Here is a 24,529-nt window from a genome sequence, read left to right on the forward strand (position 1 = left end):
TCCTTTAATTATTTAGAAAATGGCATTCCTAATAATTTTAATAATTCACGAGCTTCTTCGTCTGTTTTAGCTGTAGTAACGAATATTACATCCATTCCTCTAACTTGATCTATTTTATCATATTCGATTTCTGGGAATATTATTTGTTCCTTTAAACCTAAAGCATAGTTACCTCTACCATCGAAAGCGTTAGGGTTAACTCCTCTAAAGTCTCTAACTCTTGGTAATGATACAGAAACTAATTTATCTAAGAAGTAGTACATTTTATCAGATCTTAATGTAACTTTTGCACCTATTGGCATACCTTCTCTTAATTTAAAGTTAGCTACTGATTTTCTAGCTTTAGTCGTAACTGGTTTTTGACCAGATATTATTTCCATTTCTTCTACTGCTTTTTCTAATCCTTTTGGATTTTCTTTAGCATTTCCAACACCCATATTGATAACTATTTTATCTAATTTAGGTATTTCCATTATATTTTTATATCCAAATTTCTCCATCATCGCTGGAGCAACTTGTTGAGTATATTTTTCTTGTAATCTAGAAGCCATTTAAGGTCCCTCCTTTCAAGCTATATTATATTTCTTTTCCGCTCTTAACTGCTACTCTAACTTTTTTACCATCTCTCATTTCAAATCTAACTCTTGTTCCTTTTCCTGTTTCAGGATCAACTGGCATTACATTTGAAACGTGTATAGCAGCTTCTTTATTTACTATTCCACCTTGTGGGTTTATAGCACTTGGTTTTTGGTGTTTAGTTACTACGTTCACACCTTCAACTATTACTTTGTTAGTCTTAGGGAATACTTTAACAACTTTCCCTGTTTTACCTTTATCTTTACCAGCTATAACAACAACTGTATCTTCTCTTTTAACACGCATCATGTCCTATTGCACCTCCTTATTATAGTACTTCTGGAGCAAGAGATACTATTTTCATAAATTCATGATCTCTTAACTCTCTTGCAACAGGCCCGAATATACGAGTTCCTACTGGAGTTTTATCGTCTTTTATTATAACTGCAGCATTTTCATCGAATGCTATATAAGATCCGTCGTTACGCTTTATACCTTTTTTTGTTCTAACTATAACAGCTTTAACAACTTTACCTTTTTTTACAACTCCACCAGGTGTTGCACTTTTAACAGTAGCAACGATTACGTCACCTACGTTACCATATCTTCTTTTACTTCCACCTAATACACGGATACATAAAAGTTCCTTTGCACCAGAATTGTCAGCAACTTTTAAACGTGATTCTTGTTGTACCATATCGTAATACCTCCTTTTCGCAAAACTATTTAACCTTTTCGATAACTTCTACTAGTCTGAAGTGTTTATCTTTTGATAAAGGTCTAGTTTCCATTATCTTAACTCTATCTCCGATTGAACATACATTGTTTTCATCGTGAGCCTTGAACTTTTTAGTTCTTTTAACAGGCTTGTTATATAACTCATGACGTACGAAATCTTCAACAGCAACTACTATAGTTTTATCCATTTTGTTACTTACAACACGGCCTATTCTAACTTTTCTTCTTCCTCTTTCCATGTTTAAAAAGCCTCCTCTCCAAATTAAGCTCTAGTTTCGTTTAACTTTCTTTCAGCAAGGATAGTTTTAACTCTAGCTATATCTTTTTTAACAAACTTAATTCTTGCTGTGTTTTCTAATTGACCAGTAGCTAATTGGAATCTTAAGCTAAATAATTCACTTTTGAAGTCATTTAATTTACTCATTAGCTCTTCGCTTGTTAAATCTCTTAGTTCTTTAGCTTTCATCCTATTCACCACCCTTTACTTCTAAATCTTCTTTTTTAACAAATTTACATTTGATTGGAAGTTTATGTGCAGCAAGTCTCATAGCTTCTCTAGCTTTCGCTTCATCTACACCTGCTAATTCGAACATAACTCTTCCTGGTTTAACTACGGCTACCCAATATTCTGGAGAACCTTTCCCAGCACCCATACGAGTTTCAGCTGGTTTTCTTGTTACTGGCTTATGAGGGAATATTTTTATCCAAACCTTCCCGCCTCTTTTTATATATCTAGTCATAGCTATTCTGGCAGCTTCTATTTGATTAGAAGTTATCCAAGATGCTTCCATGGCCATTAAACCGAACTCTCCGTAAGTAACTTTGTTACCTTTTTGAGCTTTACCAGCCATAGTACCTCTGTGAACTCTACGACGTTTTACTCTTTTTGGCATTAACATGAGTGTTTCCTCCTTCCTCGAACCTTATATATTATTTATTTCCTTTGTTTTCAGTTCTTTGAGGTCTTTGTCCTTGAGGTCTTTGTCCTCTTCCATTTCCTCTAGAATCTCTTCTTCTATTATCTCTCTTGTTATCTCTTCTGTCTCTTCTATTATCTTTTCTTTCTTCTCTTGGATTTATTCCGTTTTTAGTTGGTAATACTTCACCATGACAGATCCAAACTTTTATACCTATTTTTCCATAAGTAGTATCAGCTTCAGCAAATCCATAGTCTATGTCAGATCTTAAAGTTTGAAGAGGTACATTTCCTTCGCTGTATCCTTCAGTTCTAGCCATTTCAGCTCCACCTAGTCTACCTGATGCAGCAACTTTTATACCTTTAGCTCCAGCTTTAAGTGCTCTTTGAACAGCTTGTTTCATAGCTCTTCTGAAAGCAACCCTTCTTTCTATAGCTAAAGCTATGTTTTCAGCAACAAGTTGAGCATTTTTGTCTATAGCTCTTACCTCAACTATGTTTACTATTATATTTTTCTTAGTCATTTTTTCTAACTCAGCTTTTAATGCTTCTATTCCTGCACCAGCTCTTCCTATAACAACACCTGGCTTAGCAACATGAAGATCTAATTTGATCTTGTTAGCAGATCTTTCTATCTCTATTTTAGCAACTCCAGCAGAGTATAATTTATTCTTTAAGAATTTACGTATATTGTGGTCTTCTAATAATAATGCTCCGAACTCTTTTTTATCAGTTGTGAACCATCTTGAATCCCAATCTTTTATAACACCGACTCTTAATCCGTGTGGGTTAACCTTTTGTCCCATTTATTTCCCTCCTATCTGTGACTATTTTTTTCTTTTACAACTACTTCTATGTGAGAAGTTCTTTTTCTTATCATAGTAGCTCTACCTTGTGCTCTAGGCATAAATCTCTTTATTGTTGGCCCTTGGTTAGCAACTATTGATTCTATATATAAGTTTTCAGCATTCATTTCGTGATTGTTTTCAGCATTTGCTTTAGCAGATTTTACAACTTTTGCTATATCTGCAGCAGCACCTCTTGGAGTGAATTTTAATATTGCTAATGCTTCATCAACGTTTTTACCTCTAACTAAGCTACATATTTGTCCAGCTTTTCTTGGAGATACACGTACATATTTTGCAATTGCTTTTGCTTCCATTTTAATATCCTCCTTCCTTAGTAAGAATGGTATTATTTTCTCTTGTTACTCTTTTCGTCGTCTTTGTGTCCTTTGAACGTTCTAGTAGGAACAAATTCTCCTAATTTATGTCCAACCATATCTTCTGTTATATAAACAGGTATATGTCTTCTTCCATCATGAACAGCTATAGTGTGCTCTACCATTTGAGGGAATATTGTTGAACTTCTTGACCAAGTCTTTATAACTTCCTTATTTCCTGATGCATTCATTTCTTCAACTTTCTTTAAAAGTCTAGCATGTACAAAAGGTCCTTTTTTAGTTGATCTTGACATCTAATTTCCTCCTCTCTGAGTAAAATAAATTCATAAAATCTATTTAATCATCTATTATTTAGTTCTTCTTGAAACTATTAATTTATTAGATGCTTTGTTTTTCTTTCTAGTTTTGTATCCAAGTGCAGGTTTACCCCATGGAGTAACTGGTCCAGATCTACCGATTGGAGCTCTACCTTCACCACCACCATGAGGGTGATCGCAAGGGTTCATTACAGATCCTCTAACTGTAGGTCTTATACCCATATGTCTAACTCTACCAGCTTTACCTATAACAACGTTACCATGTTCAGCATTACCAACTTGTCCTATAGTAGCTTTACAGTCTATAGCTACATATCTCATTTCTCCTGATGGTAATCTTAATAAAGCCTTTGTTCCTTCTTTAGCCATTAACTGAGCAGAAACACCAGCAGATCTAACTAACTGAGCTCCTTTTCCTGGTTTTAATTCTATATTGTGAATTATTGTACCAACTGGCATATTTTTTAATGCTAATGCATTACCTGGTTTTATATCAGCATCTGGTCCTGACATTAAAGTATCTCCTACTTTTATTCCAACTGGAGCTAATATATATCTCTTTTCACCGTCAGCATAGTTTAATAAAGCTATGTTAGCAGTTCTGTTTGGATCATACTCAACAGTTGCAACTTTTGCAGGTATTCCATCTTTATTTCTTTTGAAATCTATTATTCTATATTTTCTTCTGTTTCCTCCACCTCTGTGACGAACAGTTATTTTCCCGTGAGCATTTCTACCAGAGTTCTTCTTTAAAGAAACTAAAAGAGATTTCTCTGGTTGGTTAGTTGTTATCTCATCAGAAACTAAAACTGTCATTTGTCTTAAGGCAGGAGAAGTTGGTTTAAACTTTTTAATAGCCATCTTTTTTCCTCCTTATGTTAATAAAAGGTATTACATTCCTTGGAAGAATTCTATTTCTTTAGAATCAGCAGTTAACTTAACTACTGCTTTCTTGAAACTTGCAGTTCTTCCTACACTTCTACCCATTCTTTTAACTTTTCCATCGTAGTTTAATGTGTTTACTTTTTCAACATTAACTCCGAATATAGTTTCTACAGCTTTTTTTATTTCAGTTTTATTAGCTTTTTTGCTTACTTCAAATGTGTATTTGTTTTCAGCCATTTCAGCCATACTTTTTTCTGTAACGATTGGTCTTATTATTATATCGTGTGGATTAGTCATTATGCGTACACCTCCTCCACTTTTTTAACAGCATCTGTTGTTATTACGAAAGAATCGTATTTTAAGATATCATAAACATTTATAGTATTAACTAATGCAGTTTCAACACCTTGTATGTTCGCTGCTGATTTTATTATGTTTTCGTTTTTCTCAGCCATTACTACTAAAGCTTTTTTACCAGCATTTATGTTTTTTAATACAGCTGCGAAATCTTTAGTTTTAGGAGCTTCCATTGTTAAAGCGTCTAATACTATCATTTCGTTGTTTTGTACTTTTGAAGATAAAGCACATTTCATAGCTAATCTTCTAACTTTTCTAGGTAAAGTATATCTGTAATTTCTTGGTTTTGGTGCGAAAGCAACTCCTCCACCTATCCATTGTACAGCTCTTATAGAACCTTGTCTTGCTCTACCTGTTCCTTTTTGTTTCCAAGGTTTTCTTCCGCCACCTCTAACTTCTGCTCTAGTTTTTGCAGATTGAGTACCTTGTCTTTTATTTGCAAGTTGGTTTTTAACTACTTCATATAAAACATGTTCGTTAACTTCAACATTGAATATAGAATCAGCTAATTCTATTTCACCAACATTTTGTCCATTCATATTCAATACATTTAATTTTGGCATTGTGCATCCTCCTTTCTTAGGTTAGTCTTATTTAGAAGCCTTAACTGCTTCTTTTATTGTTACTACTGAACCTTTAGCTCCTGGTATAGCACCTTTAACTAATATAAAGTTCTTTTCAGCATCAACTCTTACTACTTCTAAGTTTTGAACTGTAACTTTAACGCTACCCATGTGTCCAGCTAATTTTTTGTTTTTGAAAACTCTACCTGGGTAAGAACAAGCTCCCATTGAACCTGGTCTTCTGTGGTATCTAGAACCATGAGATTCTGGACCTCTTGATTGACCATGTCTCTTTATTGGACCTTGGAATCCTTTCCCTTTAGATATTCCTGTTACATCTATCATTTCACCTGTTGCGAATACGTCAGCTTTTATTTCTTGTCCAACTGTATAAGCATCTACAGATTCAACTCTGAACTCTTTTAAGTGTTTTTTTAATGTGTTAGCTGCAGCTAAATGTCCTTTTTGAGGCTTGTTTAAAGATTTCTCTTTAGCATCTACAAAACCTACTTGAACTGCATTGTATCCATCATTTTCTATTGTTTTAACTTGTGTTACAACAACTGGTCCTGCCTCAACAACTGTTACTGGTACTACTTCTCCAGCTTCAGTGAATATTTGAGTCATACCTATTTTTTTTCCTAATATTCCTTTCATATTAGCACCTCCTATAATTCTTACAGCGGATTACCTAATTTAGTAATCATTCTAAGATAGTCACCTTATAGGATAATATCTTAGGTGTTTGTTCTTATAACTTTATTTCTATATCAACACCTGCTGGTAAGTCTAATTTCATTAAAGAATCAACAGTCTTAGGCGTTGGGTTTGTTATGTCTATTAATCTTTTGTGAGTTCTTATTTCAAACTGCTCTCTAGAATCTTTGTATTTATGAACAGCTCTTAATATAGTAACTACTTGTTTTTCTGTTGGTAGTGGCACAGGTCCTGAAACTTGTGATCCAGCTTTTTTAGCAGTTTCAACTATTTTACCAGCAGAAAAATCTAATAATTTGTGATCATAAGATTTTAATCTTATTCTTATTTTTTCATTTTTAGCCATGTTTTATTTCCCTCCTTCTTCGCTTGTTTATCATTAACCTTTATTTATTTTAATACCGATACACAGTTCCGGGTGTTCCTGTTTTTTAAAAGTAAAAAATATTAAAATATTAGGGCTAACTCTCTTTCCTTACAATTCGTATCTCTCAAGCACACTATTATATTTTATCTTATTATTAACTTTTTTTCAAGATATTTTTTTATTTTTTGCATACATTATTTTTTTGCTTTTGTATTTCAAAAAATTTTATCTTATTTTCTTACAGCGACTTGATTAGTATATAATTTTTTTCTCCCTTTGTCAATATTGTATACAAAAAAAGAGAGGTTTAACCCCCTCTTTCTTTATATATATAAATAATCTATTTTTTAGATTATTCTATTATTCCAGCTACAACTCCTGAAGCTACTGTTCTTCCACCTTCTCTGATGGCAAATCTTAATCCTTCTTCAACACATATAGAGTTTATTAAGTCAACTTCTATAGTTACGTTATCTCCAGGCATTACCATTTCTATTCCTTCTGGTAATTTACAAGCTCCTGTTACGTCAGTTGTTCTGAAGTAGAATTGTGGTCTGTATCCATCGAAGAATGGAGTATGTCTTCCACCTTCTTCTTTTTTAAGAACGTATATCTCTGCAGTGAACTTTGTATGAGCGTTAACTGAACCTGGCTTAGCTAATACTTGTCCTCTTTCGATTTCGTCTCTTTGAACACCTCTTAATAATGCTCCTATGTTATCTCCAGCTTGAGCGCTATCTAATAACTTTCTGAACATTTCTACACCAGTTACAACAACTTTTCTTGGCTCTTCAGTTAATCCAACTAATTCAACCTCGTCTTGTACTTTTAATACTCCTCTTTCTACTCTACCTGTAGCAACTGTTCCTCTACCTGTTATAGAGAATACGTCTTCTACTGGCATTAAGAATGGCTTATCAACATCTCTTTCTGGAGCTGGTATATATTCATCTATTTGTTCGAATAATTCAACTATTTTGTCTCCCCACTCTGAAGAAGAATCTTCTAATGCTTTTAAAGCAGATCCTCTTATTATTGGAGTGTCATCTCCTGGGAATTCATATTCGTTTAATAATTCTCTTACTTCCATTTCTACTAACTCTAATAACTCTTCGTCATCTACCATATCACATTTGTTTAAGAATACTACTATGTATGGTACACCAACTTGTCTAGATAATAGTATATGCTCTCTTGTTTGAGGCATTGGTCCATCAGTTGCTGAACAAACTAATATAGCACCGTCCATTTGAGCAGCACCTGTTATCATGTTTTTAACGTAGTCAGCATGTCCTGGGCAGTCAACGTGAGCGTAGTGTCTGTTTGGAGTTTCGTATTCAACGTGAGCTGTTGATATTGTGATTCCTCTTTCTCTTTCTTCTGGAGCTTTATCTATGTTAGCGAAATCTACAGCTTCTCCTAATTGATATCTGTCAAATAATGTTTTTGTTATTGCAGCTGTTAATGTAGTTTTACCGTGGTCAACGTGACCTATTGTTCCTATATTAACATGTGGTTTATTTCTTTCAAATTTAGCCTTAGCCATTTTAAAATACCTCCTGTTGTATTTAAATATAGATTAAAATGCTTACTATAAGCTTATGTTAAGTATTTTACTATTAATCATTCCTGTTTTCAAGATGTTTTTCCAATTTTCTCTTGACTCTTTGAAGAGCATTATCTATTGATTTAACATCTCTATCAAGCTTGTCCGCAATATATTGATAAGACTTACCATTTAAGTATAATTCCAACACTTCAAGTTCCAAATCACTAAGAAGTTCATTCATTTTAGTTTCTATATTTCTTAGTTCTTCTTTACTTATTATTAGTTCCTCTGGATCAGTAACTATACTCGTTGCTATTATGTCTAAAAGAGTTCTATCTGACTCTTCATCATAAATAGGCTTATTTAAAGATACATATGAATTAAGAGGTATATGTTTTTGTCTTGTGGCAGTTTTAATTGCAGTTATTATCTGCCTAGTTATACAAATTTCTGCAAAACACTTAAATGAATTAGTCTTACTTCCATCAAAGTCTCTTACAGCCTTATACAGACCTATCATGCCCTCTTGAATTATATCTTCTTTATCAGCACCTACTAAAAAGTAGGATTTTGCCTTTGCTTTAACAAAGTTCTTATATTTTGTAATAATATATTCTAATGCTATTTTATCCCCATTGCTTGCTTTTAATACAATATTGTACTCATCTTGCTGATTATTATCCAATCCTTTGTAATCATTATCATTAGCTACTAACATTAAAATCTCCCCCAATTAAAAGTTTCATAAGTATATTATAGCTTACGAAACTTAGTGTTTTCAATGCTTTCTACGAATGTTCTCAAGTTTCGACAATATCTCTTTGTCTAACCGTTCCTCCAAGAAATTTCGTTGTATTTTTTGCTGACGTTTCTCTTGTTCTTCTTTAATTTTTCCTATTGCACTGTCTACATAGAGTTTTAACTCTCTTGCAGATACTCTTGAAGCCCCTTTTCCTAAAATAATTTGTTGTTCTGCATAGTCACTAGTAGCAACTTCTATATCATCATATTTTGATAATGAACTTATATATTTTTCTATATAACTATCTGCTGTTTGATGTTCTTTTGTATATACTATAGTTATATACTTTCTCTCTTCTATTTTTTCTTTAGAGTTTTTTACATTATAAGCATCAAATACTATGATTGCTTTTTTACCAGTATATTGTGCATATTCAATAATGTAATGAATTAGTTTTTCTCTGGCACCTTCTAAATCATCTTTAGATATTTCTTTTAAATTATCCCATGCGTTTATAATATTGTAACCATCTATTATTAAATAAGAATTTCTATTATGTCTCCTCATTTTTCTAACATTTAGCCTTTATTTCTTTGCCTAAATATTTCATAAAGAAGTATTCCGCCTGCTACAGAGGCATTCAGTGATGTAACATTACCTGTCATTGGCATTTTTACAGTGAAGTCACAATTTTGTTTAACTAGCCTAGATATACCAAATCCTTCACTTCCTATAACTAACCCAAGGGGACCTGTTAAGTTTTGCTCATAGAAAACTTCTCCGTCCATATCTGCCGCAGCTATCCAAAGACCTTCTTCTTTTAATCTTTTTATTGTATTGACTATATTGGTTACTTTACAAACAGGTACATATTCTACAGCTCCTGCAGATGCTTTGGCCACAACAGGAGTAATATGTACAGATCTTCTCTTTGGTATTATAACTCCATGAGCTCCAACAGCATCTGCTGTTCTTATTATTGTCCCTAAATTATGTGGATCAGTAATTTCATCTAATATTATAAAGAACATATCTTCATTTGTGCTTTTTGCTTTTTCTATTAATTCTTCTAATTCATAATATTTATAATCACTTACAATAGCTATTACACCTTGGTGCGCATGACTTGTACTTATTTCATCTAACTTACTTTTATTCACATACTGTACAACTATGTTTTTGTCCTTAGCCATTCCTATTATCTTTTTTATAGAACCTTCTTTAGCTCCATTTGCGATCATTATTTTATCTATTTGTCTGTCGCTTTTTAAAACTTCAATTACGGGATTTCTTCCCTCTATATTTGTCAATTTCGTTCACCGCCTATAAATTTTTGAATTTTTCCCTTATGCTGACTATTTCACCGCAACTCATTTTACCTTCAGTACATGGCCCTGAAACACATCTCGGTCCACATTTTTTAAATAATACTGGCGCTACTGCTTTTACTTGTCTTAACATTTCGACTGCAAGTTCCCTTATTTCCCATTGTGCTCTTTCACAACATCTATGATCAAAGAAGTTGTATAAACTTCTTATATTCATGGTAAGTACCATCTTTGTTTCACAAGCATTAGGAAATACATACCTTGCATCTTCAATTGCTATTTTTTCTGCTTGGGATTTTGCTTGTTTTTCGCTTTTACCTTTTTCAAGTAAATTGTTATAATGCTTTTTAAATAGTATATCAACTAATTTATCGTAATCTTCTTGGTCTTTTTTCATAGACTGAATAAAGATTTCTTTAGCTTCTTCTATTTTTTCAATTTGTGGAGGAATAATGTACTCAAACTGATCTAGCTTAACATACCTTTGACTTTGCTGAGAAAAACTCGCTATTCTATGTCTTACTATTTGGTGAGAACAACTCCTAGATATTCCTTCTATTCCAAATGTAAATGTTACATGCTCTAACGGAGATTCATGTCCCATATTAATCAACATATTTAAAAACTTTTCCACGCTTTCATCACTTAAATTTTGTTCTATTTCATCCACTCCAACTGGAGAATAACAAAGTTTAGCTGCCATAGCTATTACCTTTTCAGGTTGTGGAGTATGTGCTAATAGTTTTACCTTCATATATTTACCTCCTAGTTCTATTGTTATAAATATATTATACTATATTACCATATAATTTATGGAATATTTTAAAAAGTAGCATTTAATTCTCTCTATTTCAATAGGTTTACCAACTAAATAAAAAAGTATTGCACAAGTGGCAATACTTTTTTTGTTACATATTACTTTCTATTATAGAAATTCCTTTATATACTATATATTCAAGTCTTTCTTTGTCTTCTTTTAAATATAGATATCCTACTAGAGCTTCAAACCCAGTTGCACATTTATAATCTATAATGTCTGCATTTTTAGGAGATGTATGAGATTTTTGATTTCTTCCTCGTTTGTATATTCTAGTTTCTTCTTCTGTAAACTCTTCCATCATACCATGTATTATAGATGCTTGAGCTTTTGCATTCGAGTATTTGATTGCCGTTTTGTGTAAATCATTAACCTTTTTATTACAGTTATCTCTTATTAAATACTCTCTTATATAAGATTCATATACAGTGTCTCCCAAATAAGCTAATACCAAAGGTGACATAGTCACTAGTTGTGTTTTATCCATTTTTATGCCCTTCTCCATTTAACTCCTTGTCTTGTGTCTTCAAGTACAATACCTTTTTCTAATAGTTCATCTCTTATTTCATCAGCTAATTTAAAATCTTTATTTTTCTTAGCTTGTGTTCTAGCTTCTATTAATTTTTCTATTTCTTCATCTAGCATATCATCTTGTTTTTTATTCACAACGTTTAATACACTAGTTAACTCATTAAACTCAGCTAAAACTTTATTAGCAAATTCTTTAGTTGAGTTTTCATTTACATTAGAGTTCATAAATTTAGCTAATTCAAATATTATACTTACAGCATCTGCTGTATTTAAGTCATCATCCATAGCATCTATAAATCTTTGTCTAAATGAGTTTAGCTCTTCTTCTAATTTTAGCTCTTCAGCATTTTCAGCATCATCACTTAATTTACTTATTATAAATTCTAATCTTTCTTTTGCATTGTATAATCTTTCAAGTCCAGCTTTAGATTGATTTAGTATTTCATCACTAAAGTTTATAGGGTTTCTGTAGTGAGTTGATAACATAAAGAATCTCACTATCTCTAAGTCATATAGCTTTGATATATCTCTTACTGTAAAGAAGTTACCTTTTGACTTACTCATTTTCTCGTTATTTATGTTAATATATTCGTTATGCATCCAGTAATTTGAGAATGTTTTTCCACTTCTTGCTTCACTTTGCGCTATTTCATTCTCATGATGAGGGAATTTTAAGTCTTGACCTCCAGCATGTATATCTATAGTATCCCCTAAATATCTACGAGACATAACTGAACATTCTATATGCCATCCTGGTCTACCTTCTCCCCATGGACTCATCCATCCTGGTTCACCTTCTTTTTTAGCCTTCCATAAAACAAAGTCCATTGGATGTCTTTTTTGGTCATTTACTTCTATTCTTGATCCTGCTTCTAATTCATCTTGTTTTATTCCAGAAAGTTTTCCATATTCATTGAATTTTTGAGTATCAAAGTATACGTCTCCATTTACTGCATATGCATATCCTTTGTCTTCTAATTCTTTAACAAATTCAATTATTTCTTCTATATTTTCTGTAACTTGTGGATGTACAGTTGCTCTTTTTATTCCAAGTCCATCAGCATCTACAAAGTATTCTTCTATATATTTTTTAGCAACTTCTTCTGGTTCTATATTTTCTTCATGACCTCTTTTTATTATCTTGTCATCTACGTCAGTAAAGTTTTGAACATAGCTTACATCATACCCTCTATATTCTAAGTATCTTCTTAATGTATCAAAAATTATAAAAGGTCTAGCATTACCTACATGTATGTAGTTATACACTGTTGGTCCACAAACGTACATCTTAACCTTTCCTTCTTCTAATGGTTTAAACTCTTCTTTTGATCTTGTCATGGTATTAAATAATTTCATTTTCCCATCTCTCCTTTCTATTTAGTTTACTCTTCATTATGTATCTTAAAATATTTTTCTATAAATAAATTCATTCCATTGTATAGCAATGATATTATTATACCCTTATATATTTTATTTCTAACTTTAATTTTGCTCACATTATCTAAAGAAAATACAAATATTTTCTAATAAATTTGCTCTACTATATTATTATACATAATTAACTCTTTATAAAAAACATATTCTTCAACTTTTGTTAAATTAAAGCAAAAGAATTGCTATCTTTTCGATAGCAATTCTTATTTATTATAATATGTTATTTTTTACATATGATAATCTGTTTAAACAAGTTTCTTTTCCGATAACTTCCATTATCTTATTAAGGTCTGGACCATGCATTTGTCCTGTTAAACTTATTCTTGATCCCATAAATAAATTTTTACCTTTTATTCCATGTTCTTTTTGTATTTCTTTAAGCATAGCTTTTGCGCTAGCTTCATCTAAAACTTCCATGTTAGATAGCTTTTCTATTAAAGCATCTACTAGAGTAGGTATATGCTCTAATTTTAAGAAATCTCCACATTCTTCAGTTTCTAGTTCAACTGTATCTCCAAAGAATATTGAAGCATGATCAGTTATTTCTTTTACATATTGTAATTTTTCCTTTAAAACTGAAACTATTCCTTTTAAGAAATCATACTTTTCTTTAGCTTCTTCCTCTGTCACAAATCCAGCTTCTACTAAGAATGGTATAGCTAAAGCAGTTAATACTTCATCATCTCCATCTTTCATGTAGTGTTGGTTAACCCAGTTTAATTTTTCTGTGTCAAATACTCCACCACTCTTAGAAACTCTTTCTATAGAGAAGGCTTGTTCAAGTTCTTCCATAGAGAATATTTCTTTATTTTCTTCTGGAGACCAACCAACTAGCGCAACATAGTTAACTAATCCTTCTGGTAAGTATCCTTTTTGCTTGAAGTCTTCTACTGCAACATCACCTTGTCTCTTACTTAATTTTTTCTTTTCTTTATTAAGTATGTTTGGTAAATGTACAAATGTTGGAGCTTCCCATCCAAATGCTTCATATAAGTATACATGTTTAGGAGTTGAAGAAACCCATTCTTCACCTCTTATTACATGAGTAATCCCCATTAAGTGGTCATCAACTACAACAGCAAAGTGGTATGTTGGGAAACCATCAGTTTTTATTAAAACTTGATCATCTAAATCATTAGTATTGAATTCGGTTTCTCCTCTAACACCATCCATGAATTTTATAACATGGTTTTCTGGTAATTTAAGTCTTATAACATAAGGTTCACCAGCTGCTATTTTAGCTTCAACTTCTTCTTTAGAAAGGTCTCTACAGTGACCATCATATTTAGCAGTTTCTCCAGCTTCTCTTTGTTTTTCCCTTACTTCATCTAATCTTTCCTTTGTACAGAAACAGTAGTAAGCCTTACCACTATCTAAAAGTTCTTGTATATATTTTTGGTATATATCTAGTCTTTCAGATTGGATGTATGGTCCGCAGTCACCTTTTTGAACCACATTACCATTGTCATCTAACATAACACCTTCTGTGTGATTTACGCCAGCCCATTTCATAGCGTTTAACATATTTTCTATTGCACCATCAACAAGTCTTGTTCTGTCAGTATCTTCTACTCTTAATATATATTCTCCGCCCATTTTCTTAGCGAATAAATAGTTATAAAGAGCCGTTCTTAAGCTACCTATGTGAACAAACCCTGTAGGACTCGGAGCAAATCTTACTCTAACATTACTCATCTTATGCCTCCTAAAACTAATCTATTACAGTCTTACGTTATTTTTTTTGAATTCTTCTCTAACTCTAGATTCTATATCTTCTACAGCTATTAATTCTTTTTCACCAGTTTCTCTTAATACAAATTCAACTTTTCCGTCTACTATATCTTTACCAACAGTAATTCTCATTGGTATACCTATTAACTCAGCATCCTTGAATTTGAATCCTGGTCTCTCATCTCTATCATCTAATATAGTTTCAACACCTATAGCTTCTAATTGCTTGTAGATTTTTTCTGCATTTTCTACTTGCTCTTCTTTTTTCATGTTTACTGGTACAACTATAACATGATATGGAGCTACTGATAAAGGCCATTTTATACCATTCTCATCATAGTGTTGTTCTATTATAGCTGCTGCAGTTCTTTCAACACCTATTCCATAACATCCCATTTGTATTGGTTGAGATTTACCATCTTTGTCTACGAAAGTACAGTTCATTGCTTCAGAGTATTTAGTTCCTAACTTAAAGATGTGACCAACTTCAACACCTCTCATTATTTCTAATTCTCCACCACACTTGATACATTTATCTCCGTGTTGTACAGATCTGAAATCTCCTACTACACCTTCAAAATCTCTTCCATAGTTAGCATTTTTTATATGGTATCCTGTTTTATTTCCACCAACAACTAAATTTGATTGAACTACTATTTCTTGATCTATAAATAAGTAATCAGCTTTTATTCCTATTGGTCCAGCAAATCCTGTTTCAGCACCAGTAACTTTCTTAACCATCTCTTCTCCTGCTAAATCCATTTCAATAACATCACCTACAGCATTAGCTACTTTTGTGTCATTGACATCTCTGTCTCCTCTAACAACTACTGCTACAGATTTTCCATCTGCATCAAATATTAGAGTTTTTGCAAACTTACTTGCATCAGCTCCCATAAACGCTTCTAATTGTTCTATTGTTTTTACATCTGGTGTAGAAACTTCTTCTAACTCCAACATTTCTTCTTTGCATGGCTCATGATTTACTGATTCAGCTTTTTCTATATTAGCTGCATAATCACACTCTTTACAGAATACTATTTCATCTTCCCCAACTTCTGATTTAACCATAAATTCTGCTGAGAAAGCTCCACCTATAGCTCCTGAATCTGCTTGTACTGGTGCATTATCTAATCCACATCTAGCGAATATATTAGTGTATGCTTCAAACATATCGTGGTATGATTTGTCTAATCCAGCTTCATCTATATCAAAACTATAAGCATCCTTCATTAAGAAAGTTTTAGTTCTCATTACACCAAATCTAGGTCTTCTTTCATCTCTATATTTAGCTTGTATTTGATATAAGTTTAAAGGAAGATCTTTATATGACTTAACTTCTTGTCTTACTATATCTGTAAATACTTCTTCATGTGTTGGTCCAAGGCAGTAATCTTTACCTGTTCTATCTTGTAATCTAAACATTTCAGGTCCCATTGCAGTCCATCTTCCAGACTCTTGCCATAATTCAGCAGGTATTATACCTGTACAGAAGATTTCATTACCATCTTTTGCATTCATCTCTTCTCTTATTATGTCACTTATTTTTTTAAAAACTCTTAGTCCTAATGGTAAATGATTGTAAAGTCCTGAAGACATTTTTTTAATCATCCCTGATCTTAACATTAACTGATGACTTGTTATCTCTGCATCAGCTGGAATTTCTTTTAACGTTGGTATAAACATTTTTGACATTCTCATATTAAATTACCTCCTAAATTTTTTAATTATTTTCAAAATATAAAATTTGCTTTGCGCAGTTTAAGCAATTAGAAATTATAATTTCTTTAAATATATAAAAAAAGCCCTTCATCTCTAAAAATAGAGACGAAAGGCTGACTTTCCGCGGTACCACTCTAATTAATCATAATATATTATGATTCTCTCAAGGGATGTAACGGTCCTGACCCGTAAAAACTTTTTACCGTTTTTATACTAAAAGACTGGTTCAAAAACTTCCTCTTAGGAACTCTCACCACTATTCCCTCTCTGTAAAGATTTCATTTTTTACTATTTCTTTATTATTGTTTTTAGTCTTATTCAAGTTGTTTAAAAATATAATAATTTAATGATATAGCATTTTATTTTTATTGTCAACTTCAACTTTTAAATAATATCATTATAATTTTTAGTGTATATTTCAAAATAGTTTTATTTTTCTTGTCTTTTACTATATAAAAATTATTATATCCAGTAAGTAATATTAATATACTGCTTATCAAAAGCTTTTGTGATAAACTTTTTCTACTATAACTAATTTATTTATTTTTTATTCAATAAACAAATACTTTGTGCTGAAATACCTTGTTTTGTACCTGTAAATCCAAGGCCCTCCTCCGTAGTTGCTTTCACACTAATATTCCCAACATCTGTATTTAGTATTTGAGCAATATTTATTCTCATTTCTTCTATATATGGTGCCATCTTAGGACTTTGAGCAATTATTATGCTATCTATATTATTTATCTCATATCCTTTTTCATTTATTAAATTATTAACACACTTTAATAATTTAATACTGTCTGCACCCTTGTATTTTTCATCTGTATCTGGGAAGTGTTTACCTATATCACCTAAGGCAAGTGCCCCTAACATACCATCCATTATAGCATGAATCAATACATCTGCATCAGAGTGTCCAAGTAATCCCTTTTCATGTGGAACGCTTACCCCTCCTATAATTAAAGGTCTTCCTTCAACAAGTTTATGTACATCGTATCCTAAACCAATTCTCATGTAAATTTGCTCCTTTTTATGTTAGTTTTATCTTAAAATTTCCTCTGCAATTTTTAAATCTTCAGGAGTAGTTATTTTTATATTATTATAAGAACCTTCTACTACCTTTACATTATATCCTAAATACTCCATCAACATTGAATCATCTGTACCATAGTATTTATCAACTTTAGCTTTTTCATGAGCTTTCATAATTAATGAATAGTCAAAAACTTGTGGAGTTTGAATTGACCATAATTTATTTCTACTTGGAGTATCACATACATCATTATTTTCATTCACTATTTTTATGGTGTCTTTAACAGGAACCCCAACTATTGCACAGTTATATTTTTGGGCGCATTCTATGGATTTTTCTATAATTTCATCAGTTACAAAAGGTCTTGCACCATCATGAATTAAAACTATTTCACAATTTTTATCTAGTGCTTTAAGTCCATTGTAAACTGAATCTTGTCTTTCCTTTCCACCAAAAGCAATCTTAATATTTTTATATCCATATTTATCTATAACATTTTCTTGAAAAAATTCTTTTTCATCTTCTCTTACTACTATAATTATTTCTCCTATGTTTTCATTGTTATAAAATTTATCTATGGTATGGGCTATTACTTCTTTATCTCCGATTTTTAGAAATTGCTTATTTATATCTGCTTTCATTCTACTTCCCCTACCTGCGCTAACGATAACTACGCTATTCATAACTTCACCTCTTCTTATTTCGATTTAAAAGTTTATTATTAAGTAAGTAAAAAAAGACCTTCTATGAATAGAAGGTCCTTATTATATTAATTCTTAGGTTTTCCAAATATCATTCTTCCTGCAGAAGTCTGAAGCACTGATGTAACTAATACATTTATAGTTTCGCCAATATGTTTCTTCCCACCTTCTACAACTATCATTGTTCCATCATCTAAGTAAGCTATTCCTTGATTAGATTCTTTACCTTCTTTTACAACTTGAGCTATCATTTCTTCACCTGGTATAGCAACAGGCTTAACAGCATTAGCAAGTTCATTTATATTTAAGACTTCCACACCTTGGAATTGAGCTACTTTGTTTAGGTTATAATCATTTGTTACGACCTTTCCATTCATTACTTGAGCAAGCTTAAGAAGTTTGCTATCAACTTCTGATATGTCATCAAAATCCTTTTCAGTTATTTCGACCTCTATATCTAACTCTTTTTGAATTATATTAAGTATATCTAGACCTCTTCTTCCTCTAACTCTTTTTAAGTCATCAGAAGAATCTGCAATATGTTGTAATTCATTTAAGACAAACTTAGGTATTATAAGTTTTCCTTCTACAAAACCAGTTCTGCAGATATCTGCTATTCTACCATCTATTATTACGCTAGTATCTAATACTTTTGGTGGTATTGATTTTGTAGCATTATCTTTTTTACTTGATTTATCTTTTCCTAAATTTGCAGATAATCTACTTAACTTACTAATATTAAATAAATCTTCTCTACTTTTCAATGTAATTTTTACACCTATATAACCCATAAATAAATAGATTATTATAGATAAAATTGTTTTGATTAAAGGCATTCCTGAAATTGGTCCAAATACCCCTCCTACTATTAGATAGGCGATAACTAAGCCTACAATTAGTCCTACTACTCCTAATAATATATCTGTCTGTGGATATTTAGATATTTCAGTATCTAAAATTTTTACAAATCTTCTTACTTTATTGAAAATCCAAGGACTTATCAAGTAGAAAAGTACACCTACTAATAGCCCTGCTACTATACCTACTAAATATGCGTTATCTATTCCAAAACTAAGTTGTGGAAATATTTTTTCTAGACTTAAATATGAAGTTGTTCCTATTATAACTCCTAAAAGAGATATTAACATTCTTATTATTTTGCTTATCAAAACTTCACCCCCTATAGTGTGTGATTTATATGATACATCATATATATGAATTTTTCATTAATTTTTTCTTAAAATTACATTATATTTGCATATCTAAAGATGCCATTCTTTCCATTTTTATAAGTCCATTTTTTATATAAGTTGCTCTTATTTCACCTATTCCCTCAACTTCATCTAAATCTTCAATTGAAGCTGCTTGAATACTTTTAAAGTCATCGAAATAATTAATAATATTCTCTATAATTGCACTTGGTAACCTATGAATTTTATTTAAAACTCTATATCCTTTTGGTCTAATCTCCATATCCATACTTTCAGTTATGCCCGAGTAACCTAAGATTTTTGATACTTTTACTAAGTCAAGTAATTCATCATCTGTTAGACTTTTCATCTTTCTTTGAATTTCTTTTAACTCTACATTATCTTTTTTGTAATCCATATAAATCATCATTCTATCTTTCTTAGTAGTTCCCATTAATTCTTCTAGCTGCATTCTTACTAGTGTACCTTCTTCACCTAGCTCAATTACATACTTTTCAATTACATTTATTATTCTCATAACCATTTCTATTTTTTGAACTACTAATGCTACTTCATAGATAGTAACCATATCTTTAAATTCAAATGAATTAAGATTTAAAATGGCCTGATCTAAAACTGATTTATACTTTTCTAGTGTTTGTAACGCTTGATTAGCCTTAGTAAATATTTTTGATATTTCTTCAATTACATATTTTTGTTCTCCCCTGTATACAGTAATTATATTTCTTCTTTGAGAAATAGATATTACTATAGCACCAGTTTGCTTGGCTACTCTCTCTGCAGTTCTATGTCTAGTCCCTGTTTCTGATGTTTGTATTGAATAGTCAGGTATTAACTGTGCATTTGCCAATAATATTGTCTTTACATCCTCACTTAAAACTATAGCTCCATCCATTTTGGCTAACTCATATAAATATGCTGGAGAGTAGTCTGCATCTATTTTAAACCCACCATCTACTATTTCAGATATTTCATCATCATTTGCCAATACTATAAGCCCACCAGTCTTAGCTCTAAGTACATTGTCAAGTCCTTGTCTAAGAGGAGTTCCTGGAGATATTTTTCTAAGAGCATGAAGTAAGTTTTTATTATCCATAATATTATCGATATTATACATTCTTATTCATCACCCCCTTAATACTAAGTTTATAGCTTGTCTTAGATTATCTACTGGTATGATTTCTATACCCTTTATATCTTTTACTGTAGCATAATTATTTTTCGGTATAACTATCTTTTTAAATCCTAATTTTTTGCATTCAGCTATTCTTTTTTCTATATAGCTAACAGCCCTAACTTCGCCTGTTAACCCTACTTCGCCTGTTACAACCACATCGCCATCAATAGGCAAGTTCCTAAAACTAGAAGCTACAGATAATATTATTCCCAAATCCATTGAAGGTTCGTTAATTTTTATCCCTCCAACAACATTTATGTACACATCTTGATTTTGTATTTGTAATCCTACCCTTTTTTCTAATACAGCTAATAATAAAGCTACTCTATTGTAGTCAACTCCTGTTGCTGTCCTTTTTGCAATCCCAAAACTTGTTGGAGATACTAATGCTTGTAATTCTAAAAGCATCGGTCTTGTTCCTTCTACAGTTGATATTATAACTGAACCTGATACATCTTTAGGCTTTTCGGAGATTAGGACTTCAGATGGATTAGTAAGTTCTATTAACCCTTTATCTTTCATCTCAAATACACCTAATTCATTAGTTGAGCCAAATCTATTTTTGACTGCCCTAACAAGTCTATAAGTATTATACCTTTCTCCTTCAAAATATAAAACTGTATCTACCATGTGTTCTAATAATTTAGGTCCTGCTAAAGAACCTTCTTTAGTTACATGTCCAACAATAAAAGTAGATATTCCCATCTTCTTAGAAATTTTCATAAATCTTGATGTTCCTTCTTTTATTTGGCTTACAGTTCCTGGTGCTGAAGATATCTCTGGACTATATACAGTTTGTATTGAGTCCACAATTATCAAATCTGGATTTATATTATCTAAATAAGCTTCTATTATACTTAAATTATTTTCCGAGAAAATAAATAGATTATCTGTATTTACTCCCAATCTATGAGCTCTCATTTTTATTTGAGATTGTGATTCCTCTCCAGATATATATAATACTTTTTTTCCTGAACAGGCAACATTTCTAGATACTTGCATTAATAGCGTTGATTTTCCTATACCAGGATCTCCACCTACTAAAACTAAGGAACCTTTTACAATTCCTCCACCTAGTACCCTGTCTAATTCTTCAATTTCTGTAGAAAATCTTTCTTCGTGTTTTATCTCTATGGAATTTATGCTTATAGGTTTTGAATCACCCTTACTTATCACAAAAACTTCCCTTTGAGATTTTTTTTCTTCTATTTCTTCAACAAATGTATTCCATTTTGTACACTCTGGACACTTACCTAACCATTTACTAGTTTCATATCCACATGACTGGCATACATACTTTGTTTTAATTTTTGCCATTATTATTCACCCTTAAATGCTTTATTATTACTTTATTGTACTATATATTGTTAATATCTGCATATAATATTATTCGGATTTATGTTAAATATATCAAAATAATCTTTACTAAACCTTAAAATAGAGGGAGTTTTTCTCCCTCTATCTCATAAAAAATCATTTTACTTCAAAAGACATCTTACCTTCCTTTACAGTAGCTTCAACAACATCGCCTGATTTTATTGTTCCCTGTAGTATCAGTTCTGACAGCTCATTCTCTAATTCTTTTTGAATAGATCTTTTCAGCGGTCTTGCTCCATATTCTAAATCAAATCCTGATTTTGCAATCAAATCTATAGCTTCTTCATCCATTTCTAATTTTATAGTCATTTCTTCTAATCTTGCAATTAATGTCTTACACATTAATTTGACGATTTTAGATATATCATCTTTATTAAGGGAATGAAATACTATTATGTCATCTATTCTATTTAAAAACTCAGGTCTAAATTGTTTTTTTAGTTCAGACATTATATTTTCTTTCATTTTTTCATATTCATCTTTTTCTTGAGTTTCTGCATTCGGTATTCCAAAGCCTAATGTTTTTTGCTTTTTAATTGTTTTTGCTCCTACATTTGATGTCATTATTAATATTGTATTTTTAAAGTCTACAGTTCTACCTTTAGAGTCTGTTAGTCTACCATCATCTAATATCTGTAATAAAATATTAAATACATCTGGATGGGCTTTTTCTATTTCATCAAATAATACCACTGAATAAGGATGTCTTCTAACCTTTTCTGTTAACTGACCTCCCTCATCATAACCTACATATCCAGGAGGGGATCCAATTAATCTAGATACAGAATGTTTTTCCATATATTCTGACATATCAATACGTACTATTTGATTTTCATCTCCAAATTCAGCTTCTGCCAATGCTTTACTAAGTTCTGTTTTTCCCACTCCAGTTGGACCTAAGAATAAAAATGAGCCAATAGGTCTATTTGGGTCTTTTAAACCTGCCCTAGCTCTTCTAATAGCTGTACAAATAGATTTTATTGCTTGTTCTTGACCTATAACCCTCTCATGTAAAATATCTTCTAGTTTAAGTAGCCTTTCTGTTTCTTCTTCCATCATTCTATTTACCGGTATTCCAGTCCATAAGCCAACAACCTCTGCAATTACTTCTTCATCTACCACATTTGCATATTTAGATGATTTATTCCATCTATCTCTAATTTTCTCTAGTTGTTCTTGAGTCTTTCTTTGTTCATCTCGTAGTTTTGCAGCTTTTTCAAAGTTTTGACCTCTTACTGATTCTTCTTTTTCTTTTTTGATACTATTTATTTTATCTTCTAAATCCTTTATCTCCTTTGGAGGCGTATTTTCTTTTAACCTAACTTTCGAAGCTGCTTCATCTATTAAATCTATAGCTTTGTCTGGTAAAAATCTATCTGTTATATATCTTACGGATAACTCTACAGATGCTTTAATAGATTCATCTGTTATTTTTACTTTATGATGAGCTTCATATTTATCTCTAAGACCTTTCAGTATTTCTATAGTATCTTCCTTTGTTGGTTCCTCTATTAAAACTGATTGGAATCTTCTTTCTAATCCAGAATCCTTTTCTACATGCTTTCTATACTCATCTATTGTTGTAGCTCCTATAACTTGTATTTCTCCTCTAGCTAAACAAGGTTTTAGTATATTTGAAGCATCTATAGATCCTTCTCCTGTAGCTCCAGCTCCTATAATTGTGTGCATTTCATCTATGAATAAAACAATATTTCCCTTCTTAATAACCTCATCTATAACTTGTTTTATTCTTTCCTCAAATTCACCTCTATATTTTGCTCCTGCTAACAATGAACCCATATCCAATGTATAAAGAATCTTATCTTTTAATGTATCTGGAACTCTACCTTCTGCTATATCAATTGCCAATCCTTCTGCTATTGCAGTTTTTCCTACTCCAGGATCCCCAATCAATACAGGATTATTCTTTGTTCTTCTGCTTAAGATTTGAATAATTCTCTCTATCTCTTTTTTTCTTCCTATTACAGGGTCTATTTTATCTTGTTTAGCACTCTCAGTAAGGTTTCTACCATACTTATCAAGTAACTTTGATGAAGTACTATCTTGTGTAGAATTCGCTTTATTCACTTTTTTAGGTTCAATTGAGTAATTATCTATTCCCATCATATCAATAATGCTTTCAGCAATATCTCTTGAATCGATATTTAAGGATGCCAAAATTCTCATTCCCAATCCTTCACCTTCTTGAGCAAGTGCTAATAATATATGTTCTGTTCCTATGTAATTTGTCTTAAGTTTATTTGCAAAAGCTCCTGATAACTCTAGTATCTGTTTAGATCTAGGGCTTAATGTTACCTCAGTTGCAGTTATATCATTTTTGCCCTCTATTTCAATAATCTTATTTTCTAAAATATCTTCAGTAACCCCTAATTTATTTAAAACTTTAGCTGCTATTCCATCTTTTTCTTTTAGAAGACCTAGAAGTAAATGCTCTGTTCCTACAATTTTATGTCCAAAGCTCTTTGCAGACTCCACACCTAAGTCAATTGCAGTTTTAGCTCTTTGAGTAAACCTATTGAAGTACATTTTCATCCCT

29 protein-coding genes and 1 other annotated feature are annotated in these 24,529 nt (G+C 31.5%); all 29 genes read right to left on the bottom strand.

The window, feature by feature from the left end; translation table 11 throughout:
* Positions 1–8: 8 nt before the first annotated feature.
* The gene (gene rplE, locus QX51_RS12955; RefSeq protein ID WP_039680336.1) at positions 9–551 is read right to left on the bottom strand and encodes a 50S ribosomal protein L5; all 543 of its coding nucleotides are present in this window, start codon (positions 549–551) and stop codon (positions 9–11) included.
* A 25-nt stretch (positions 552–576) separates the two neighbouring features.
* Positions 577–882, bottom strand: a complete 306-nt coding sequence (gene rplX, locus QX51_RS12960) for a 50S ribosomal protein L24 (protein ID WP_039680370.1) — start codon at positions 880–882, stop codon at positions 577–579.
* Positions 883–904: 22 nt separating this feature from the next.
* Positions 905–1,273 carry a 50S ribosomal protein L14 gene (gene rplN / locus QX51_RS12965; RefSeq protein ID WP_039680337.1) on the bottom strand — a complete coding sequence of 123 codons (369 nt, stop codon included), beginning with the start codon at positions 1,271–1,273 and terminating at the stop codon, positions 905–907.
* 25 nt (positions 1,274–1,298) lie between these two features.
* Positions 1,299–1,553 carry a 30S ribosomal protein S17 gene (gene rpsQ, locus QX51_RS12970; protein ID WP_039680338.1) on the bottom strand — a complete coding sequence of 85 codons (255 nt, stop codon included), beginning with the start codon at positions 1,551–1,553 and terminating at the stop codon, positions 1,299–1,301.
* A 23-nt stretch (positions 1,554–1,576) separates the two neighbouring features.
* On the bottom strand, positions 1,577–1,780 hold the full coding sequence (rpmC, locus tag QX51_RS12975) for a 50S ribosomal protein L29 (RefSeq protein ID WP_039680339.1): 204 nt from the start codon (positions 1,778–1,780) through the stop codon (positions 1,577–1,579).
* Position 1,781: 1 nt separating this feature from the next.
* Positions 1,782–2,213: a 50S ribosomal protein L16 gene (gene rplP, locus QX51_RS12980; RefSeq protein WP_039680340.1), complete on the bottom strand. Its 432-nt coding sequence runs from the start codon at positions 2,211–2,213 to the stop codon at positions 1,782–1,784.
* A 31-nt stretch (positions 2,214–2,244) separates the two neighbouring features.
* The gene (gene rpsC / locus QX51_RS12985; protein ID WP_039680341.1) at positions 2,245–3,036 is read right to left on the bottom strand and encodes a 30S ribosomal protein S3; all 792 of its coding nucleotides are present in this window, start codon (positions 3,034–3,036) and stop codon (positions 2,245–2,247) included.
* 11 nt (positions 3,037–3,047) lie between these two features.
* On the bottom strand, positions 3,048–3,392 hold the full coding sequence (gene rplV, locus QX51_RS12990; RefSeq protein WP_039680342.1) for a 50S ribosomal protein L22: 345 nt from the start codon (positions 3,390–3,392) through the stop codon (positions 3,048–3,050).
* Between the two features lie 32 nt (positions 3,393–3,424).
* Complete coding sequence (rpsS, locus tag QX51_RS12995) at positions 3,425–3,706, bottom strand: 30S ribosomal protein S19 (protein ID WP_039680343.1); 282 nt, start codon at positions 3,704–3,706, stop codon at positions 3,425–3,427.
* Between the two features lie 54 nt (positions 3,707–3,760).
* Positions 3,761–4,591, bottom strand: a complete 831-nt coding sequence (gene rplB, locus QX51_RS13000) for a 50S ribosomal protein L2 (protein WP_039680344.1) — start codon at positions 4,589–4,591, stop codon at positions 3,761–3,763.
* Between the two features lie 30 nt (positions 4,592–4,621).
* On the bottom strand, positions 4,622–4,912 hold the full coding sequence (gene rplW / locus QX51_RS13005; RefSeq protein WP_039680345.1) for a 50S ribosomal protein L23: 291 nt from the start codon (positions 4,910–4,912) through the stop codon (positions 4,622–4,624).
* Complete coding sequence (rplD, locus tag QX51_RS13010; protein WP_039680346.1) at positions 4,912–5,535, bottom strand: 50S ribosomal protein L4; 624 nt, start codon at positions 5,533–5,535, stop codon at positions 4,912–4,914. Before rplD ends, rplW begins: the two co-directional genes overlap by 1 nt.
* 27 nt (positions 5,536–5,562) lie before the next feature.
* Positions 5,563–6,192, bottom strand: a complete 630-nt coding sequence (gene rplC, locus QX51_RS13015) for a 50S ribosomal protein L3 (protein ID WP_039680347.1) — start codon at positions 6,190–6,192, stop codon at positions 5,563–5,565.
* Between the two features lie 94 nt (positions 6,193–6,286).
* On the bottom strand, positions 6,287–6,598 hold the full coding sequence (gene rpsJ, locus QX51_RS13020; protein ID WP_018590366.1) for a 30S ribosomal protein S10: 312 nt from the start codon (positions 6,596–6,598) through the stop codon (positions 6,287–6,289).
* A gap of 373 nt (positions 6,599–6,971) precedes the next feature.
* Positions 6,972–8,165 carry an elongation factor Tu gene (gene tuf, locus QX51_RS13025; protein WP_039680348.1) on the bottom strand — a complete coding sequence of 398 codons (1,194 nt, stop codon included), beginning with the start codon at positions 8,163–8,165 and terminating at the stop codon, positions 6,972–6,974.
* A gap of 73 nt (positions 8,166–8,238) precedes the next feature.
* Positions 8,239–8,886, bottom strand: a complete 648-nt coding sequence (gene sigH / locus QX51_RS13030) for an RNA polymerase sporulation sigma factor SigH (RefSeq protein ID WP_039680349.1) — start codon at positions 8,884–8,886, stop codon at positions 8,239–8,241.
* A 60-nt stretch (positions 8,887–8,946) separates the two neighbouring features.
* Positions 8,947–9,477 (bottom strand): NYN domain-containing protein, encoded by a 531-nt coding sequence (locus tag QX51_RS13035; RefSeq protein ID WP_039680350.1) that lies wholly within the window; start codon positions 9,475–9,477, stop codon positions 8,947–8,949.
* Positions 9,478–9,488: 11 nt separating this feature from the next.
* On the bottom strand, positions 9,489–10,220 hold the full coding sequence (gene rlmB / locus QX51_RS13040) for a 23S rRNA (guanosine(2251)-2'-O)-methyltransferase RlmB (RefSeq protein ID WP_039680351.1): 732 nt from the start codon (positions 10,218–10,220) through the stop codon (positions 9,489–9,491).
* Between the two features lie 13 nt (positions 10,221–10,233).
* Complete coding sequence (gene thyX / locus QX51_RS13045) at positions 10,234–10,992, bottom strand: FAD-dependent thymidylate synthase (RefSeq protein ID WP_039680352.1); 759 nt, start codon at positions 10,990–10,992, stop codon at positions 10,234–10,236.
* Positions 10,993–11,146: 154 nt separating this feature from the next.
* Positions 11,147–11,560 carry a Mini-ribonuclease 3 gene (locus QX51_RS13050; protein ID WP_039680353.1) on the bottom strand — a complete coding sequence of 138 codons (414 nt, stop codon included), beginning with the start codon at positions 11,558–11,560 and terminating at the stop codon, positions 11,147–11,149.
* Positions 11,545–12,942, bottom strand: coding sequence for a cysteine--tRNA ligase (gene cysS, locus QX51_RS13055; protein ID WP_039680354.1), 1,398 nt, complete (start codon positions 12,940–12,942; stop codon positions 11,545–11,547). Before cysS ends, QX51_RS13050 begins: the two co-directional genes overlap by 16 nt.
* 288 nt (positions 12,943–13,230) lie before the next feature.
* A complete protein-coding gene (gene gltX, locus QX51_RS13060) occupies positions 13,231–14,715 on the bottom strand; it encodes a glutamate--tRNA ligase (protein WP_039680355.1) in 1,485 nt (494 codons plus the stop codon).
* Positions 14,716–14,739: 24 nt separating this feature from the next.
* Complete coding sequence (locus QX51_RS13065; protein WP_039680356.1) at positions 14,740–16,452, bottom strand: proline--tRNA ligase; 1,713 nt, start codon at positions 16,450–16,452, stop codon at positions 14,740–14,742.
* Between the two features lie 119 nt (positions 16,453–16,571).
* Positions 16,572–16,785 (bottom strand) — a binding site (T-box leader).
* Between the two features lie 228 nt (positions 16,786–17,013).
* Entirely contained in the window at positions 17,014–17,487 is a 474-nt protein-coding gene (gene ispF, locus QX51_RS13070) for a 2-C-methyl-D-erythritol 2,4-cyclodiphosphate synthase (protein WP_039680357.1), read from the bottom strand.
* A 27-nt stretch (positions 17,488–17,514) separates the two neighbouring features.
* Entirely contained in the window at positions 17,515–18,189 is a 675-nt protein-coding gene (gene ispD / locus QX51_RS13075; RefSeq protein WP_039680358.1) for a 2-C-methyl-D-erythritol 4-phosphate cytidylyltransferase, read from the bottom strand.
* A gap of 86 nt (positions 18,190–18,275) precedes the next feature.
* Entirely contained in the window at positions 18,276–19,376 is a 1,101-nt protein-coding gene (locus QX51_RS13080; RefSeq protein WP_039680359.1) for a PIN/TRAM domain-containing protein, read from the bottom strand.
* A 79-nt stretch (positions 19,377–19,455) separates the two neighbouring features.
* Entirely contained in the window at positions 19,456–20,526 is a 1,071-nt protein-coding gene (gene disA, locus QX51_RS13085; protein WP_334291551.1) for a DNA integrity scanning diadenylate cyclase DisA, read from the bottom strand.
* Between the two features lie 18 nt (positions 20,527–20,544).
* Entirely contained in the window at positions 20,545–21,912 is a 1,368-nt protein-coding gene (gene radA / locus QX51_RS13090) for a DNA repair protein RadA (RefSeq protein WP_039680360.1), read from the bottom strand.
* Positions 21,913–22,068: 156 nt separating this feature from the next.
* Positions 22,069–24,519 carry an ATP-dependent Clp protease ATP-binding subunit gene (locus QX51_RS13095; RefSeq protein WP_139045092.1) on the bottom strand — a complete coding sequence of 817 codons (2,451 nt, stop codon included), beginning with the start codon at positions 24,517–24,519 and terminating at the stop codon, positions 22,069–22,071.
* Positions 24,520–24,529 lie beyond the last annotated feature (10 nt).

The sequence above is a fragment of the Terrisporobacter othiniensis genome (assembly GCF_000808015.1).
Lineage (GTDB): Bacteria > Bacillota > Clostridia > Peptostreptococcales > Peptostreptococcaceae > Terrisporobacter > Terrisporobacter muris.

Coding starts and splice junctions, on each gene's coding strand:
- rplE (WP_039680336.1), bottom strand. CDS start 551: ATGGCTTCTAGATTACAAGAAAAATATACTCAACAAGTTGCTCCAGCG.
- rplX (WP_039680370.1), bottom strand. CDS start 882: ATGCGTGTTAAAAGAGAAGATACAGTTGTTGTTATAGCTGGTAAAGAT.
- rplN (WP_039680337.1), bottom strand. CDS start 1,273: ATGGTACAACAAGAATCACGTTTAAAAGTTGCTGACAATTCTGGTGCA.
- rpsQ (WP_039680338.1), bottom strand. CDS start 1,553: ATGGAAAGAGGAAGAAGAAAAGTTAGAATAGGCCGTGTTGTAAGTAAC.
- rpmC (WP_039680339.1), bottom strand. CDS start 1,780: ATGAAAGCTAAAGAACTAAGAGATTTAACAAGCGAAGAGCTAATGAGT.
- rplP (WP_039680340.1), bottom strand. CDS start 2,213: ATGTTAATGCCAAAAAGAGTAAAACGTCGTAGAGTTCACAGAGGTACT.
- rpsC (WP_039680341.1), bottom strand. CDS start 3,036: ATGGGACAAAAGGTTAACCCACACGGATTAAGAGTCGGTGTTATAAAA.
- rplV (WP_039680342.1), bottom strand. CDS start 3,392: ATGGAAGCAAAAGCAATTGCAAAATATGTACGTGTATCTCCAAGAAAA.
- rpsS (WP_039680343.1), bottom strand. CDS start 3,706: ATGTCAAGATCAACTAAAAAAGGACCTTTTGTACATGCTAGACTTTTA.
- rplB (WP_039680344.1), bottom strand. CDS start 4,591: ATGGCTATTAAAAAGTTTAAACCAACTTCTCCTGCCTTAAGACAAATG.
- rplW (WP_039680345.1), bottom strand. CDS start 4,912: ATGACTAATCCACACGATATAATAATAAGACCAATCGTTACAGAAAAA.
- rplD (WP_039680346.1), bottom strand. CDS start 5,535: ATGCCAAAATTAAATGTATTGAATATGAATGGACAAAATGTTGGTGAA.
- rplC (WP_039680347.1), bottom strand. CDS start 6,192: ATGAAAGGAATATTAGGAAAAAAAATAGGTATGACTCAAATATTCACT.
- rpsJ (WP_018590366.1), bottom strand. CDS start 6,598: ATGGCTAAAAATGAAAAAATAAGAATAAGATTAAAATCTTATGATCAC.
- tuf (WP_039680348.1), bottom strand. CDS start 8,165: ATGGCTAAGGCTAAATTTGAAAGAAATAAACCACATGTTAATATAGGA.
- sigH (WP_039680349.1), bottom strand. CDS start 8,886: ATGTTAGTAGCTAATGATAATGATTACAAAGGATTGGATAATAATCAG.
- QX51_RS13035 (WP_039680350.1), bottom strand. CDS start 9,477: ATGAGGAGACATAATAGAAATTCTTATTTAATAATAGATGGTTACAAT.
- thyX (WP_039680352.1), bottom strand. CDS start 10,992: ATGAAGGTAAAACTATTAGCACATACTCCACAACCTGAAAAGGTAATA.
- QX51_RS13050 (WP_039680353.1), bottom strand. CDS start 11,560: ATGGAGAAGGGCATAAAAATGGATAAAACACAACTAGTGACTATGTCA.
- cysS (WP_039680354.1), bottom strand. CDS start 12,942: ATGAAATTATTTAATACCATGACAAGATCAAAAGAAGAGTTTAAACCA.
- gltX (WP_039680355.1), bottom strand. CDS start 14,715: ATGAGTAATGTTAGAGTAAGATTTGCTCCGAGTCCTACAGGGTTTGTT.
- QX51_RS13065 (WP_039680356.1), bottom strand. CDS start 16,452: ATGAGAATGTCAAAAATGTTTATACCAACGTTAAAAGAAATTCCAGCT.
- ispF (WP_039680357.1), bottom strand. CDS start 17,487: ATGAGAATTGGTTTAGGATACGATGTACATAAACTTGTTGAAGGAAGA.
- ispD (WP_039680358.1), bottom strand. CDS start 18,189: ATGAATAGCGTAGTTATCGTTAGCGCAGGTAGGGGAAGTAGAATGAAA.
- radA (WP_039680360.1), bottom strand. CDS start 21,912: ATGGCAAAAATTAAAACAAAGTATGTATGCCAGTCATGTGGATATGAA.
- QX51_RS13095 (WP_139045092.1), bottom strand. CDS start 24,519: ATGTACTTCAATAGGTTTACTCAAAGAGCTAAAACTGCAATTGACTTA.